Source organism: Sphingobacterium sp. UBA7249 (genome assembly GCF_002472835.1).
GTDB classification, from domain to species: domain Bacteria; phylum Bacteroidota; class Bacteroidia; order Sphingobacteriales; family Sphingobacteriaceae; genus Sphingobacterium; species Sphingobacterium prati.
The window spans coordinates 325,394-342,016 of sequence record NZ_DKST01000030.1 but is presented as its reverse complement, the minus strand read 5'-3'; the positions used below and the strand labels follow the sequence as shown (position 1 = coordinate 342,016).

The 16,623-nt window shown below is 38.2% G+C and carries 17 protein-coding genes; 10 read left to right on the top strand and 7 right to left on the bottom strand.

All coding sequences use genetic code 11. The annotated features are described in order from the left end of the window. Positions 1–272: 272 nt before the first annotated feature. Positions 273–1,307, top strand: a complete 1,035-nt coding sequence (locus B4A24_RS22955; RefSeq protein ID WP_293947282.1) for a hypothetical protein — start codon at positions 273–275, stop codon at positions 1,305–1,307. 26 nt (positions 1,308–1,333) lie between these two features. Here the strand turns inward: B4A24_RS22955 and B4A24_RS23955 are convergent, their stop codons facing one another. Next, positions 1,334–1,441 (bottom strand): hypothetical protein, encoded by a 108-nt coding sequence (locus B4A24_RS23955; protein ID WP_409456464.1) that lies wholly within the window; start codon positions 1,439–1,441, stop codon positions 1,334–1,336. Between the two features lie 25 nt (positions 1,442–1,466). After that, on the bottom strand, positions 1,467–2,060 hold the full coding sequence (locus B4A24_RS22950; RefSeq protein WP_293947281.1) for an HD domain-containing protein: 594 nt from the start codon (positions 2,058–2,060) through the stop codon (positions 1,467–1,469). 187 nt (positions 2,061–2,247) lie between these two features. On the opposite strand from B4A24_RS22950, the gene B4A24_RS22945 reads away from it, so the two are divergent. The 7 genes from B4A24_RS22945 (at position 2,248) to B4A24_RS22915 (ending at position 8,116) form a co-directional block, all read left to right on the top strand. Further along, a complete protein-coding gene (locus tag B4A24_RS22945) occupies positions 2,248–3,270 on the top strand; it encodes an LLM class flavin-dependent oxidoreductase (protein ID WP_293947280.1) in 1,023 nt (340 codons plus the stop codon). Between the two features lie 13 nt (positions 3,271–3,283). Further along, positions 3,284–4,369, top strand: coding sequence for an NAD(P)-binding domain-containing protein (locus tag B4A24_RS22940; protein WP_293947279.1), 1,086 nt, complete (start codon positions 3,284–3,286; stop codon positions 4,367–4,369). A gap of 46 nt (positions 4,370–4,415) precedes the next feature. After that, on the top strand, positions 4,416–5,189 hold the full coding sequence (locus B4A24_RS22935) for a helix-turn-helix domain-containing protein (RefSeq protein ID WP_293947278.1): 774 nt from the start codon (positions 4,416–4,418) through the stop codon (positions 5,187–5,189). Positions 5,190–5,284: 95 nt separating this feature from the next. Next, complete coding sequence (locus B4A24_RS22930; protein WP_293947277.1) at positions 5,285–5,782, top strand: DUF1772 domain-containing protein; 498 nt, start codon at positions 5,285–5,287, stop codon at positions 5,780–5,782. 358 nt (positions 5,783–6,140) lie between these two features. After that, a complete protein-coding gene (locus B4A24_RS22925) occupies positions 6,141–6,644 on the top strand; it encodes a hypothetical protein (protein WP_293947276.1) in 504 nt (167 codons plus the stop codon). 48 nt (positions 6,645–6,692) lie between these two features. Further along, the gene (locus B4A24_RS22920) at positions 6,693–6,872 is read left to right on the top strand and encodes a hypothetical protein (protein ID WP_293947275.1); all 180 of its coding nucleotides are present in this window, start codon (positions 6,693–6,695) and stop codon (positions 6,870–6,872) included. 161 nt (positions 6,873–7,033) lie between these two features. After that, positions 7,034–8,116 carry a hypothetical protein gene (locus B4A24_RS22915; RefSeq protein ID WP_293947274.1) on the top strand — a complete coding sequence of 361 codons (1,083 nt, stop codon included), beginning with the start codon at positions 7,034–7,036 and terminating at the stop codon, positions 8,114–8,116. A 390-nt stretch (positions 8,117–8,506) separates the two neighbouring features. Here the strand turns inward: B4A24_RS22915 and B4A24_RS22910 are convergent, their stop codons facing one another. Beyond that, complete coding sequence (locus B4A24_RS22910; RefSeq protein WP_293947273.1) at positions 8,507–9,310, bottom strand: helix-turn-helix domain-containing protein; 804 nt, start codon at positions 9,308–9,310, stop codon at positions 8,507–8,509. A 356-nt stretch (positions 9,311–9,666) separates the two neighbouring features. Between B4A24_RS22910 and B4A24_RS22905 the strand changes: the two genes are divergently transcribed. Further along, complete coding sequence (locus tag B4A24_RS22905) at positions 9,667–10,290, top strand: hypothetical protein (RefSeq protein ID WP_293947272.1); 624 nt, start codon at positions 9,667–9,669, stop codon at positions 10,288–10,290. Positions 10,291–10,374: 84 nt separating this feature from the next. Here B4A24_RS22905 and B4A24_RS22900 read toward each other — a convergent pair whose 3' ends face one another. The 4 genes from B4A24_RS22900 to B4A24_RS22885 all read right to left on the bottom strand — a co-directional run bounded on the left by B4A24_RS22900 (position 10,375) and on the right by B4A24_RS22885 (position 13,555). After that, positions 10,375–10,887: a hypothetical protein gene (locus B4A24_RS22900; RefSeq protein ID WP_293947271.1), complete on the bottom strand. Its 513-nt coding sequence runs from the start codon at positions 10,885–10,887 to the stop codon at positions 10,375–10,377. Continuing rightward, positions 10,844–11,221, bottom strand: a complete 378-nt coding sequence (locus B4A24_RS22895; protein ID WP_293947269.1) for a hypothetical protein — start codon at positions 11,219–11,221, stop codon at positions 10,844–10,846. Before B4A24_RS22895 ends, B4A24_RS22900 begins: the two co-directional genes overlap by 44 nt. Next, positions 11,208–11,702: an N-acetylmuramoyl-L-alanine amidase gene (locus B4A24_RS22890; protein ID WP_293947268.1), complete on the bottom strand. Its 495-nt coding sequence runs from the start codon at positions 11,700–11,702 to the stop codon at positions 11,208–11,210. Before B4A24_RS22890 ends, B4A24_RS22895 begins: the two co-directional genes overlap by 14 nt. Positions 11,703–12,259: 557 nt before the next feature. Then, positions 12,260–13,555 (bottom strand): M20 metallopeptidase family protein, encoded by a 1,296-nt coding sequence (locus B4A24_RS22885; RefSeq protein ID WP_293947267.1) that lies wholly within the window; start codon positions 13,553–13,555, stop codon positions 12,260–12,262. 693 nt (positions 13,556–14,248) lie between these two features. Between B4A24_RS22885 and B4A24_RS22880 the strand changes: the two genes are divergently transcribed. Next, a complete protein-coding gene (locus B4A24_RS22880; RefSeq protein ID WP_293947266.1) occupies positions 14,249–16,438 on the top strand; it encodes an ATP-binding protein in 2,190 nt (729 codons plus the stop codon). The last annotated feature ends 185 nt before the right edge of the window (positions 16,439–16,623 follow it).

The following is a 16,623-nucleotide window of genomic DNA, read 5'->3' as shown; positions in this document are numbered from 1 at the left end:
ATTTGTTTTTAGATTTTTTCAATGCTTATCTAATCGCAAATCAAATGTATCTAATACCTTAATTATAATCACTGCATATTTACAATTCGTCTAGATTGATTTAATATTCGTTTAAATAAAAAGAAAATGCGAACAGCTCTTCCAAAGAGTTTATGTTAGATCACGAACTAATTTTGGCTAAAAAATTAAACACAAATGGGTAATTTTTAAATCATTAAAAATATTCACACATTTTATAGGCATATTTGTTTATATAACCAACAAATTAAAAAATGCTTCTGAAAAATTGGACACTACTTTTATTCGCATTTGGACTGGGATTAATCTCAAGTTGCACAAAAGATCCTATTATTAAACCAGAAATAGAGCCGCCCACGACCATAGACACAACGAAGGTTATTGTTCCCACACCCAAGGACTCACTTTTTGAACGCAAATCAGTCAGTTTTGTGATCAAAGAACACTTTGTTGATGAAACAGTGGATCAGCAGCTCTTTTTAGGCAGCCTTTGGAGCCTTAAAGACACAACAAAGGGCTTACACATAGAAAACATCCAGTCTAAAGCAAAAAACTTTCCTATTTATATCATGGCGAATTCAGCCAAGGAGGAAATTGGCCATTTTTTACCGTCCTATATAAACATATTGAAATATGCCAATTTATTCAAAAACACAGATCTCCCAGGATCGATAGAAATGGATTCAAGAGATTTTTCCGATTATGCGGAGATACAATTATATATTCCATTAAATAAGGATATCGAAAAAGCGCTCAATTTTGTCAAACACGGTGATTCAACAACGATTCAAAAGCCTTATAGTACTTTCCGGCACACATTGGTGAGAAGATTAACATTAGATACTGACCAAGTTGATTACTTTTCAAATTACCAGGAATCTGACATGAATAATTTCAAGAAACTAGGCTATTCGCCTTATTTTATTCTATCTGTGAATTATGGTTATCAACTTGTCATTATGGCTGAAAGTGATTTTACCAGACCTGACATGAATAGGGCTATTGATAAATTGTTAGAAGGAAAATCATTGGATAATATTGATAAAAAAACACTCAATGCAACAAAACTACTCGTTTATTATAGAGATGGGAATAAGGACACCTTTATCCGTCATGCTGTCAATTTTCAAGAGATCGAAAGTACACTTTCAGCATTAAGTCGTCGAATGGAAAGCAATTTTGATAATTTTACTTACCCGCTTAGTTATCTCGCCATGCATATCGCTACGGGCGAAATTTTGGGATATACCAATACTTTTGATTTACAGGTTAAAAAAACGGAGAAATAGGACATGGCCAAAATATTTTCTCCCCATCAATGCCACTTGACACAGCCTGCTTTTGATTCATCACAAAGTGATTTGATAAAATTAGCGACAATATAAATACGTTCAATTTTGAGAGAATGTACTTTATCATACAAAGTACATTCTCTCTTCAGAATCAAGTCAGTCCTTCTTTAAAATACCCTTTTTAACTCCATCATCAATTAAACCTTCGGCATACTCCCATAACACATTGGACCCCGCTTTGATGACACTCTTTTTTGCATATACCTTATCATAGTTCACACCAGGTTCATTCCAGGTACCGCCATTGTTGGAGCTATTCTGTAACAGTGGTTCGAAGCGATCCATTGCCCTTGCAAACTTCGCATCTTGGGTTTCTCCGGCTTCAAACTCTTCCCATATTGCAATGAGTTCTTCTGCTTGAGATCCCGGTAAAAGGCCAAATATTCTATTGGCAGCCAAACGCTCCTCTTCCGTATTGCTATGCGCTTTTTGTGTGTCGTAGATAAAGGTGTCACCTGCGTCAATTTCGACAATATCATGGATCAGTACCATCTTAATAACTTTCAGTATATCCACGGATTCGTCAGCATGTTCAAATAAGATCATAGCCATTAAAGCTAAATGCCAACTATGTTCCGCATCATTCTCATACCGGTCACTATTGAAAAGCTTAGTCTTTCGTTGAATGTATTTCAGTTTATCAATTTCCTTGATAAAGTCAATCTGTCTTAATAATTTTTCTGGAGTCATAGCGATTCTATTTTCATGCATACGCTATACAAAATTAGGACATTTATAAGTTTCCTCAATTGCCAAATGGCAATTGAGGAATAATTATTCCGACAGCTAATTTTATTGACATCCTTAGGACAAATTTAGGTTCACAGATCAACGTAGTTTTATTAAATTTGATAAACATCAAATCCCATCCTGACGCATGAAGAAAATAGGATTTTTATCTTTTGGGCATTGGTCCAAACATCCGGCTTACAGCACGCAGACAGCAAGCGACACCTTACTTCAGTCTATCGATCTGGCCGTAGCAGCAGAAGAAATAGGTATAGACGGAGCTTACTTTAGGGTACATCATTTTGCCAACCAGCTGGCATCACCTTTTCCCTTACTTTCCGCTATTGGGGCAAAGACCAGTACAATTGAAATAGGTACCGGAGTGATTGATATGCGCTATGAAAATCCTCTATACATGGTGGAAGACGCCGGAGCAGCCGATTTAATTTCAGAAGGCCGATTACAATTGGGAATTAGTAGGGGTTCACCCGAGCAGGTGATAGACGGGTGGCGCTATTTTGGCTATGAACTTGCTGAAGGGGAAACCGATGCTGATATGGGGCGTAGGAAGGCGCTGGAATTTCTGGAAAAGCTTAAAGGTGTGGGTTTTGCCGAGCCCAACCCTTACCCGATGTTTCCGAACCCACCGGGCTTACTCAGGCTAGAGCCACATGCTGCCGGGCTACGTGACCGCATCTGGTGGGGAGCAGCGTCAAATGCAACAGCAGTATGGGCAGCTCAGAATAGAATGCACTTACAGAGTTCGACATTGAAGTACGATGAAAATGGAAAACCTTTTCATGTACAACAGGCTGAGCAGATACGCTTATATAAGGAAGCATGGAAAGAAGCCGGACATCCTGGGGAGCCGAGAGTTTCTGTGAGTCGCTCAATTTTTGCGTTGGTAGATGACTTAGATCGTTATTATTTTGGGCAGGAGTCGGATCGAGCTGATAAAATTGGGTTTATCGAAGCGGACAAACGTGCTATTTTTGGTCGCAGTTATGCCGCCGAGCCTGATCAACTTGTGAAAGAACTGGCTCAGGATGAGGCGATCCAAGAAGCAGACACCGTCCTCTTAACAATTCCAAATACCTTAGGTGTAGATTACAATGTCCATGTACTGTCCGCTATTTTGGAACATGTCGCACCTGAATTAGGCTGGCGTTAACGCTATTATATAAATGATAAACAACATTCGTTACAAAACCAAAATTGCAGTGATCGGTGCGGGCCAAGCCGGTCTTTCATCAGCTTATCATCTGAAAAAACTGGGGTTGGAAATTAATCGGGACTTCATTATTCTCGATGAAGCTCCTTCCCCCGGCGGAGCATGGCAATTTCGATGGCCTTCACTGACACTGAGTACCGTAAACAAAATCCATGACTTGCCGGGCATGTCGTTTGAAGAAACATTAAGAAATAATGAGACTGAAGTGCAGGCAAATATTGCTGTTCCACATTACTTCGATCTTTATGAAAAGAGATATGGCTTGGAGGTGTATCGTCCAATCAAAGTGGATCGGGTATCTTTATATGGACAACGTTTCCACATAGACACTGCTGAGACCTTATTTTCTACGGAAGGCATTATAAACGCAACAGGCACCTGGCAGAGCCCATATATTCCACATTATCCGGGAGCAGATTTATTTCACGGGCAACAACTGCATACGAAAGACTTCAAAACTGCGGACTATTTCAGAGGTAAGCATGTTATCATTGTCGGAGGTGGTATTTCGGCCATCCAGTTGCTGGATCAAATTTCAACAGTGACGACCACAACTTGGGTGACGCGACGACCACCTTTGTTTCGCGAAGGTCCGTTTGATGACATGGCTGGCCACAATGCTGTAGCAATGGTCGAAGAACGTGTCAGACAGGGCTTGCCGCCATTGTCGGTAGTATCAGTCACAGGACTACCCTATTCCACTGAAATTCAGGCGATGGAAAAACGAGGTGTGCTCAAAAGATTTCCGATGTTCAGCGAAATAACCGAGACTGGCGTAAAATGGGAAGATGGCAGAGAAGAAAAAGCTGATATTATCCTGTGGAATACGGGATTTAAAAGTTCATTGAAACATTTAGACCCAGTATTGCCTAAAGAAGAAAATGGGGGCATCTTAATGGATGGACGACTTGCTACGATGGTTGCTAAGGAACCTCGAATTCATCTGGTGGGTTATGGTCCCTCTGCCTCCACGATCGGAGCCAACCGCGCCGGAAGTGCGGCAGCGAGGGAACTTGTAAAAACATTGAATCTTTTGTAGTGTTATTTAAGTCTATTTAAAGTCTCATCCAAAACTAGTTATCACGATGGATATCCAAAACATTGTTCAAAGTCAATCTACTGCACTGTTTGTCAAAGATATCCTCGCATTCGAAAACAAGGACGATGTGGAAACAGTGCTACCGTTTTTTGCAGATGGGTACTCGGGACTTCTCTTCCATCAAACCGAAAATGGTTTGACCATACAGCCGCATGGCAAAAAAATGCCAACAATCTTCTTATATGGCCAAACGATCAAACCCATAGCTATAGAAGTGAATGGCCCCTTTCAAATTATTATTTTTCAGTTTTATCCATTTGTTTTACGCGCGTTCTGGGGGATCAATCCCGAAGATATAAATGACAGGTGCCATGATCTAACTAATGGGCACGAAAATGAGATCAATAAGATCATTTCTGAGATCCAATTGGTTCCAACTATACCGGAAAAGATCACGATTATCGAAAATTTACTGCTCGATTATTTTGAACAGAAAAGAAATAAGCTCGATTTTTTAATAAGAGAAGTAATCCAATATATTATCGACAGCAAGGGTACTATTCCCATCAAAGATATTGCTAAAAAAGAAAAATTGAACATCCGGACACTCGAACGAAGATTTCTCAAAGAAACAGGCATTTCTGCAAAGCAATTCGCGAAAATAGTCCAATTTCAGTCTTCACTCAACCAACTGGCGACAAAAGATTTTAGCAAAATAAATGATATCGTCTATGCGAACGGGTTCTCCGACCAATCACACTTTATCCGGGTATTCAAAGCCTTCACGGGAATGACTCCAAATACATATGGCAAAATGTAGATTTGTCGTTTTTATTCTATTTTGAAAGCTTATTGATGACGATTTTTACATAAAGAAAATTAAATATAATCGTTACTCTTTTAAATTCGACAGCAATGAAATTACATGAAATCACTATAGCAGCTGCAGCAATCCCTTCAGCATTACTATCAGGCCTATTTTTCGCATATACATTCTCGGTCAATTTAGGGCTTCATAAATTGGATGACAAGACTTATCTGATGGCGATGCAAAACATCAACAGAGAAATCTTAAATCCAGTATTTTACGGCTGTTTTCTGGGGGCTCCATTATTGTTAATTGCTTCGTCAGTCCTGTATTTTGACCTATCATCTCCGAAATTCTATTTAATCTTAACAGCATGCTTAAGTTATATTATCGGTGTATTTATGATTACTGGTACCAAAAATGTTCCGCTAAATAATCAACTGGATTCATTCGATCTTTCAAGAGCCTCATCGGAATCAATCCATCAGATGCGTCTCCTTATGGAGGAGCCCTGGGTATTCTGGAACAATATACGAACCGCATTCTCCTTGATAACTATAGTTTGCCTAATCATAAGCCTTGTTTTTTTTAGATCCAAAGATTAGCAAAAATACAGGACACTGCTCAAATCACTTTATATAATTTTGCAGTGTCCTTGGCAGGCAGCCCAGGGGAGCCGCTCTATTTTTAGACTTCCGTTGTTGCTAATCCACCAACTATTGTGCTTCGCCCCTACAATCAAAAAAATCAAGCGCCTTAGAAACCACAATATCACAGGCAACTGATCGTTCGAAAAGCGAAAAAAGCAAAAGAGCTTACGGATTTAAATTCGTTCACAACGGATTTAAATCCTGCTATAAAGGGCTACATATTCTATTGTACTTTTATAAAAAATAAGAACAAAAAACTCGAATGAAATGATCTTTATTATAAACTAACCAAAAACAATAAAACTATATTTCCATGAAAATACAAAGAATAATCGCCGCCACATTCGTTGCATCTGTAAGTTTAATATCCTTATCATCATGCAATGGTACATCAGTCGATACGATAAAAGCAATGGAATCAAGCTATGACAATCACAATAAGACCATTGAACTAATTGGTGAATTTGATGCTCCTTCCTTTACCTTTTCATCGGGTAAATCAAAGACAATGGCAATGAATTTTGTTGTGAAACCGCATGCGATCAGTTCCGAAAAATTCACAGCATTTAGCGTAATATTACCTGTTGGAACAGAAAACAACAATGTCCTATTTGAGCTTCCGGCAGACCAAAAGAACTATACGCTCAAAAATTTCAATGTCATTGATAAAAATGGTGAGAAAATCAATCTCGACACGCATACTACGTTTAAAATGAGTGGCACCGTACATTATAGTGAATTAGAAAAGCCTGAAGGTGAGCGTGACAAAACCAATTTCAACTACAAGATAACGGACGTAACATTTGAAAAAGAATAAAAACGATCTTAGTAAACCTGATCAAACACATTAATAAAAGCTAAAGAAATGATAAATATTGAGCTTGGAAACAGTTTCTCATTTGGATGGGTAATTATCGCAATTGCCCTGATTATGGCCCTGGGGATCTACATCGCTTACAGAAAACAACACATGATAAAAATAAAATACTTAATCGCTGTGATCATTATGTTGGTTGTGGGAATAAAATGGCTTTTTGAAAATTAAACATGCGTGAGTGACACTGGTTACTAACGGCGCAAGCTAATATCGAAGACACTTCAGATAAGTAAAGTAATTTTCATCGTTGAATAGATTATTTTTGTAAATTCAAAGTCGAAAGTGCGAGTCGATCATGATCAGCACCGAATGTCAAATATCAGCTTACAATGAAATTTATTTTCGCTTTTATTATTTTTTTCTTTTTCTCCTGTGTATTCGCTCAGGAACGCCCTCAATTTGTTCCTTTTAAATTCGAAGGTAAATTGGGCATATTGAACGTTTCGGGAACGGAACTAGTTTCTCCCGATACTTTTATAAACGGCCCCGGTAATTATGATGTGGTTGGTGATTTTCAAAGCTATATCGTGGCGAAAAATAAAGGAGAGGACGAGGTCATTGATGCCTATTCAGGGAAAGAACAGTTTTCGGGGTACTTGGATAGGGCCTGCGGCCGTTTGAGAATCAAGAACGACAGTTATTATCACTTTGAATTGAATGGAAACTCTGTTCTACTAAGACCAGGAAGTTCACCAATACGGCTTGCCACACACTATAAAAAAATTGAACCAAATCTTGACGCCTGGGATAATGAAAGTGTAAATGGCAAACAATATCTCTGGGCACTGAAAACAGATGAAACTTACGATGTTTTAGCTCCTGATAATCATTTTATTCCGGTAAATTCCTTACCCAGCTTTGACAGCTTTGATCTCATATATCGAATAAATGAAAATGCTCCCATGACGCAGATCGGGTTTGTACTAGGAAGCAAATCCGCAATCCAACGTACATTCGGTCAGAAATACGGTATCCCCGAATCGAACCATGCTGTTGATATTTATAACACTGATTTTAACAAGTTAGGCACCGTAGCTTATGAACGTGACGCAATCGCACAATTACTCAATCAAGAAATTGAACTGCGGGGAAGTATGATGCCACCACCGAGCATGTCAAACCAAATAATTACTCCTCAAAATAAAGCAATTGTATTGAATGATGAATTTAGCCTAATACCAACAAAAGATGATCAAACACAACTGGTGCTCGTCAATACACAACAAGGGAATGTTCCCGTCCTGGGAAATGATCACTTCGATTATAGGTATATCAGTACACCCAAAAGTTTAAAGGCTCTTTTGCAAATTAGACATGCTGAAACTGGGACTTTCTTTTATTTTGATTTTAACGGACTCTATTTTCCAAAAGGAATCCCTTTAATCCCTAAAAATTACAGAAAGTGGGAATGATGAATTCGTAAATGTCCCCGGCTAGTATGTGACCGGCACAAAACAAATCGAAATTTATCTAGTACGTTTTATTCTTTCAATTTGTCGGAATTGAAAGCAATGAACATGCAAGAATAATGAGCAACAAATATCCTTAATGTACGGTTATTCGTAATAGCGCATATAATATATACTGTTCGACGCTATAACACCATACATTAGACATGTTCACCGACCTTCAATCCACAGCCAAATATAGTAAATAAAACTAATNNATTAGTTTTATTTACTATATTATTTAGCTATTAAGATTAACAGACTGTAACTATGTATTTTAATTTTTCAAAATATAAAGCCGTTTATCATTTCCAGCCTGTTCAAGGAGGAGAAAGTGGTGGCCTAATGCAAGTCTTATAATGAGCGGCTGATATCAACAACATTAAAGATCTGATCTACATCATCCAAACTGACTTCAAAATCTGGATAGGTAGCTTTATCTAAATTGAGTGAACGTAGTGTAAGGATTCCATTGGTGACATCGTGGTAGGCAATTTCCTTAATAATTACTCCTTCATAGCGATGTACAATGACCCAATATCTATATTTATGGGTATGGAATTTTGATTGCCATAATTCACGCTTAATCAGACGTCCAGTGACAATATCTCCATCCAGGACACTAGCGTCAGTCCCATCGGTCATACTATCTCCACTGACTTCAAAAGAACGGTAAGCACCTTTGTGAAATTCATTTACCGTAATAAAATGTGCCGGTAAATCGTCCATGTATTCCGCATCTGAAAAACCCGAAAGATAACCAGCTTTTGCCTTCTCGGTAACAAGCTTGGTCTGCATCAGATAACGTCCCGGAGATACCTCAAAGAATATATTGTTTTTATTCTCATCAATAAACTTAACATCATTAGAAAAATATCCAATGGATTTACCGTTTCCTACATTGATCATGGAAATAGTATCAGAGTGAGAAGCTCCAAGCTCATTTCGTTCTCCTTTCCCATAGAGCAACCAATCGTATTGAACTTGAGGAAAAGCATTTTGAATCCTGGTTTTCATCGTAAGACCAATCGGATATTCACCTTTCTTGATACGGGAATATACCTGCTCGCGCACGCCCAATATGGCCGCAAACTCCCGGTTGGTAATCCCCATCTCCAAGCGCAAAACCTCAAAATTATTAGCTTGATAAGTTTCCATGTTTTTATAGGATATTTAACAAATGTTACACTAAATCATAACAATCTGACACTAAATTACACAACTTATTAAACCTAAACAAATAAATAAACAAAATAAATACATTAAACCTTGATTATCAATTAATTAAAACTAAACAAATAAGTTTAACACTTATTAGAAAACATAAATTTTTCAACAAAATAATCATAAAAACACTTGAATGATTAACAAATTTGTTTAACTTTGTTTAACAACATATATTTATAATGACAGATCGCTCAGTGGCACTATCACCAGCAGGAAAAAGGCCACTAGTGACATGGGTTGAAAGACGATAAGACAGAGAAAATAATATTCATTTAAAAACATCAAAAATGCAACGCTTCTTCACAACAAATTCACAGCTAGAAAGGTCCTTCGCATTGGACCAGGGCTATATTAGTACCCAGGATATCCATCCAAAACAAACACAGCAGGTAGAGTTTATTTCGGTTCTACTTCCACAACAAGAATTAACCACATCCACAATACAACAAAATGACAAGATCAATTCCCCACGTATGAACACATTATATTATTCTTTCATTTTGAGTTTCTTAAAAGAAAATCATCCTGAGATATTGAGATCAATAGATAAGATATATGAACCCGATCTTACCAAAATCAGTCAAGTTATCGACTGTTATTGTGAATTTATGGGTATATCCGCACAACAGATTATGGGCGAATACATTAATTACAAGGACATCCAACATCGTTACAAAGCAATCGCAGTCGTTTTACGGATTTTTCAGCCGGAAAAACTGGACAACCTAAAGACGAAAGTAAAAAGCACGATATACAAAGAACTCGGTCCATATCTAAAGATTAATAGCGATACCTTACAAAAATCTATTATTTGTGCTTGCAATCAATTTGACATGTATAACGATTTCAGGAAAGATATTAAACAGGCAGTAAATTACTATTTTATCAATAAACGTTTCAATGATAAGTAAGACAGTTTCTCTAAGAACGCTAGATTATTATACCGATCAAAGGACACAAGCGGAGGTTGCTTCCTTTGATCGGTATAGTAGACTTTAATCCTTCCCCCCTATCCTCCTTCGCATCCACCAAATCAGGACACCCGCCAAGACAAGTAGGCCGATAAAAAAATACAGCATGCTTGTTAGCACTGGCCTTGCGGTTCGTGTTGTCATTTTATCCTCCAACTGGAGTTTTTCCTCTTTGTGCAAGACACGCTGTTCTACCGCCTGTCGCTGTTCGGAAACAGATTGCTTAAATCTCTTACTGCTATCCACATTACGGGTTAGCTTCTTATGGATCTGTCCCTTAATTATATTTATCGTTCCATCCGGACTGATCTCCATTTTTTCACCCTCAATGTGCATCAGATCCACTGTATGTACCGAAAGACGGTTATGAGACTGTGCAACTTCCAAGCGTATCCTACCAGAGTCCACTTTTGACAGTAGGGTCATTTCTTCATTCGCCTTCAGGATTTGTGACGCCTTTGTCCTTATTGTTTTTTTAAATAGACCGCAGCTACTAACGAGCAGTAGCATTACGGTCAATAGAAATATATTTCTCATTTTTTACTTTTTTTAGTTCAATTTGCAATTCATTATAGAGTTTCATCAGATCATCATATTTAACCTGCAATTCCGCCAGCGTTTTCGAACAAGCCATACGGTCCTCATTGGCAAGTTTGAGGCCCTGATTAAGATCCTCAATAATAGCCCTTAAATGCTCTATATCCTTTTCAAGCCGGTTTGCATAGCTCTCCCACTTATCAATGACTTTTCCAGCATTATCCACATTTGTTGCTTCCACTTCTGCCTGCTGTTTCGGCCGACCAACAAGGTAACCTCCAATAGCTGTAGCAATAGGAATAATTAACTTTTCTAAAATTTCAAATAGTTCCATCGTGATTCTTTTTTAGCAGTGGCTTAAACTTCTTCCAGGGGAACTGCTTCCCCGGATCCTCCTTTCTCCCTGGAGCAATATCGCTATGTCCTAAAATCTCCTGAATCGGATAATGAGCAATAATTGCCTGACATACTTCAATCGCTGCATTAATTTGCTTTTCGGTATAAACTTCGGTTCCCTTATTTTGTAACTCGATTCCAATGCTATACCTGTTCAAATCGTTCAATCCTGCCCAAAAACTCAAACCCGCATGCCAGCATTTAACGTTAAATGGTGCCAACTGTGTCACTATCCCTTGCCTACTGATGTGCACATGGGCCGAAACTTTACTTTTGGGATCCGACATCCAATGAATGGCACTAGTCGCATTGGTGGCACCATCATAATGCATAATGATATAAATAGGGTTAATAATCCCGTTCTTATTCGGTGTATCGTGAAAGGAAACTCCTATCAATTGATGTTCTTTAATATCCATGTCTTCTTTAATTTTTTTAAAATTTCCTGATCGTGAGTAAGCGCTTATTTTTTATTAAAATCTAGATTTCTGTTTTATTCAATATATGCTGCGAATGACTACTCCCGCCACTATTTCAATACAAATTTAAACGAGAACCAAGCCTAAAAAATGAAATTCCGTATGTATATAAGCGGTATGAAACAGCTACCGAATATCAGTCAAGGACTGAGCAGTTTTATTGTTGGTTAATTCAAAAAAAACAAAAAGCCACATCGCTATGATGTGGCTTAAAAGATATGTTGACAGATTTACTTACTTATGGATAGCCATTATCGTCAAACATTAGCGATAAAAGGAGGTTTCCTTGCTATAGCATTCGTCATTAAACAACCAATGGGTAAATCCGTCAAATCGAAAGCCATAGAATCACCAAAGTAATCCGCTGGGCTTACCTCTACAGTCCCCACTTTATTTGTTAACTCAATCCTAGAAAACGAAACCAACATTCCGTCTACACTCGATAAATTCTGAGAAAAATCAAGACTATTTTATTTTAATGAACTTATTTTCCGATACTATTCTGACAATCTCCTACTTAATAGATACGCAAATGCACTAACGCCGGTTTTTAAACAGGTATCATCAATTTGAAAATGAGGGGTATGGTTCATAGCTACAATTCCTTTACTAAAATTAGATCCGCCAAGAAAGAAATAGACACCTGGAATTTTTTTCTGAAAATAAGCAAAGTCGTCGTTAAAATAGGGAATCTGACCTTGACTTAAGTAAATATCTGTTCCATTTTCCTGTCGAAGAATTTGATACGCTTCGCTAGTCAATCTAGCATCATTCATGACCGTAGGATTCTCTCGACTAAACGAAATGGATTGGACGTACCTGGATAATCCCATTTCCTCTAGCACTGTTCTTACTTTAGGAAGTATATTCGGAATTGCAGCGCTATCAGTCTCATACATTTCTAACGCCAAATTTTGTATTTCCCCATTTTTCGAAGCATGGAACTTACCATCGGCAAATGAATAATCAAGGAACATTGTATTGGGGCTGGCCACGCCAAGCGCTGGATCTGCTATTTTCTGTATATCCGCCGGGTTAGTTCCTTTAGGGATTCTGCTCAGTTTAGTTGCAACAACAGCAGAGAGTTTATTAAGTTGTTCCGGATTCAATGTTATCCCTTTCATTTGGACCTGGATCTCTCTTTGATGCGCAAACATTTCATGCGGCTTTACTAAGATTTGGCCAACAGGGAAAGCTGTTACGTGGAGCCCATAGATTTCTTCGATCCCTAAATCAGCCAAAAAATTAGTTTCCATCATCTTCTTTGCCCCATTAAAGGTCTCTTCCTCCGGTTGAAAAATAAAATAAACGTCCCCTTTCATCTGCTTCTTATTCTGAGCCATTACCTTGGCAATCCCCAATGCAATAGCCATATGTGCATCGTGGCCACAACCGTGGTGAACGCCCTTGGCATGAGATTTATATACCTCATCCAGATTACTATCCATCGCCAAGGCATCCATGTCCGATCGCCATGCAATTTTTCTACCTGCCTTTTTACCCTTCAAGATACCTATCACACTTTGACCATATAGATCTGATTTTACTTCTAAGCCCAATTTCACCAAATATTGCCGCACAAATTCCTTCGTCCCGATTTCCTTACCCGAAAGTTCGGGATACTGGTGCAGATGGTTTTTAATACCGACAAACTCCGCAAAATGCCGCTCGGCCTGCCCTGCTATTTGAGATCGGGAGATCGCCGTAGTCTTATTTAATCTACAGGCCTGAAGCATGCAACTTGCCAGCAATAGCAAACCGATTTTTACACTTACGTTAAATTGTTTCATCATTTGGGTCAATATGTAATTTATTAATGAAAGGTAGTGAATAAGAAGATCCCAAAAATAAATTTTAGGCCAACACCCCTAAAAAAACGGTAAATGTATGCTATTGACAGGTAAGTAATATTTAGGCATCCAGTCGGTACTTATCCCTATCACCAAAATCTATGATATCGATAGTTGAAAAACTCGATGCAATAAATTTGCAGATTCCATCCTAAGCTTTCCAATCGAAAATGCCTAATTACTTACCTTGAGCAAAAGATTTAGGTCTCAAACTAACTTTTTTGCTTTAACAATATAAAACATATTTGCTATTCCATTGTTATTTGATCGTTATAGCATAGGATGAGTTATATCGTTAAGGCTAGGAAATCGGTTCACCTAGCCTTTTTTGTCAGCAACAATAGAATGCTCATTCAAGCCACAATTTTCTTACCTGAATGATATCATCATGTTGCTAGTTTTATAAATGGATAATCAATTCCATTGCTTAGTGAAATGTGGCTTTAACTACAACGCCAATCTTTGGTACAACCAAAACTGATAAAACAACATCACTTTATTACACTTGACGCTATACCGCCTTGATATTTCAGAAATAAAAAATACCGTTTTGCGTTTCATGAACATTTCTTTAAGAGTAATAGCTATGCCTTAATTATTTATTTTGTACTTTAGGAGAATATATCGAAGGCGTTTATGGACAACAATCATTTTTCTAATTGCGACCAAGAAGCCATACATCTTTGTGGTCAAATACAGCATTTTGGTTGTCTCCTCCTTTTTGACGCCGCCCTTAATTGTATAGGCTGGAGCGAAAACTGGACAGACACAGGATTACCTAAACAAAGTGTATTTCTGGGGCAAACATTGACGAGTTTTATTGATTCTCTTGGTATCCACCATACAATTGATCTTAATGAAATCATACAGGATCATACTGATAGCTTCAGGCATCGCTATGTGGCTGATATTTCTCTAGCGCATACACCGCACTATCTAAGTATTTATCCTTTTGACAATAAGATATATGTTGAAATAGAGCAGCATCGTTCACAGTCTCATCGATTTAAAAATACATTCTTCTATGCCAAGCATATCAATGACAGTGATGATACCTGGAAAGCGCTGGCCGAGAATATTTTTACAGTGACAGGTTATGATCGTGTTATGATCTATAAATTCTCGGAAAATGGGGATGGTCAGGTTATTGCCGAACATGTCGTTGGCGGACTTGAACCATTGTTAGGTTATCATTATCCGGAATTTGACATTCCCAAACAGGCTCGTGAACTTTACACAAAAATATTTGCCAGGGTCACACCAGATATTGATGCGGCTCCCATACCGGTTTGGGGCGTTGAGCCCGAAAATTTAGATCTATCCATGACTGCGATCCGTGCAATGTCACCTATACACCTGCAATATCTGCGAAATGCACAGGTGAAAGCAAGTGGCAGTTTTTCCATTATCATTAATGGAAAATTGTGGGGACTCGTCGCGTGTCAAAATAGAGTCCCCAAATACATTGATTTAGCGCAACGACATCTTTCCGTTTTCATTGTGCAATATGCTGTAAATAGTTTTTTGGCCAAGAAGCAAATTGAGGATAATAATTTCAAACTTAAGACCAAGAGTGTCGCATTTGAGATCAGGCAAAACTTGTTTACAAAGAAAGATCTTGATAAGGTAATCAGCTCTCTGACATCGAGCCTAATGGACATCCTCCAAGCCGATGGAATAGCATTCAAATATCTTGACAGATGGCATATTGTCGGCATTACACCTCAAAAAGAAATGGTATTAAGCCTAGACAACCATTTCCGAAAGGCAGTTGCCGACCCGTTATTCTGGCAATCGGATTTCCAATGGCCACAAGATAAAGAAGACAAAATTTTTCCTTTTCCAGGAATTGCCTTAATTGATCTAGAAAACAAATTGGATTTCAAAATCTACTTCTTCCGAAAGGAAGTAAAAGTAGAGGAGACTTGGGCAGGAGCCCCAGAAAAACGGCTTATTTACGATCCGGCAAAGGAGATAAATTTCCCTTCTCCCCGTACCTCCTTTAATGCCTGGAAAAAAACAGTGGAAGGAACAGCCCCAAAATGGAAAAAGCGCGAAATCAACTTCCTAAAAAACTTGAGCATCACAATCCAGGAAGCCTGTCTAAAGAAGATCTTAGAAATTCAGTCGCTCAATGAAAAATTAATCGAAACGAACAATATCTTGGAGACATTCAGTTACACACTGAGCCACGATCTTAAAAATCCCTTGGCCGCCTTACAGATGACGGCACAGATGATTCGGGATAGGCCTGGTTTAAGTCAAGAATTCCTCGGGAAAGCAGGTAGAAACATGATGGAAGCAATCCAGTTGATGAATAACATGCTGGATAAAACGGTCCATTTCGCCCGTACCAAAAGTTATGAATTTGAATACGAAACTGTATATCCAGAAAGGTTTATTGAAAATATCATCGATGATTGCAGCGTAAGATTTAATGTTCATAATCTACAATTCGAAAAAGGAGAAATCCTTCCAATTGAGGGTGAAAAAACCTTAATTTATCAATTGTTCCTAAATCTTTTGGGCAATGCCATCAAGTACAGCAGCAATAAAACAACGCCACGCATCGGGATAGACAGTCGAATTGATGAAAATTATGTCTTGTATAAAATATGGGATAATGGAATCGGTATGTCAGCCGAGGAAACTGAACGGATTTTCGAAATATTTCATCGTTTACCTAATGCGCTACAATTTGATGGATCAGGGGTTGGATTATCCATTGTCAAGAGAATTGTCGATAGATTCGACGCAAAGATCACTGTAGATAGTAAGTTAAATCAGGGTACAACTTTCGAAATTAGATTTCCCATAAGAAACTGATTTTGCTCACCATAAATCCAAACAGATGATCGCCTATTAGGTTCTGAGCGAATGAAGATTTAATACGATCCAACGACCGGTTCATTCATTATTTTTTGTTAAATTAGAGACTAGTCGATCGATTCCTGTTCGACAATTGTCATCAAAGTGGGCATGAAACGGTTTGATTGGTTTGCCCCAAGAGG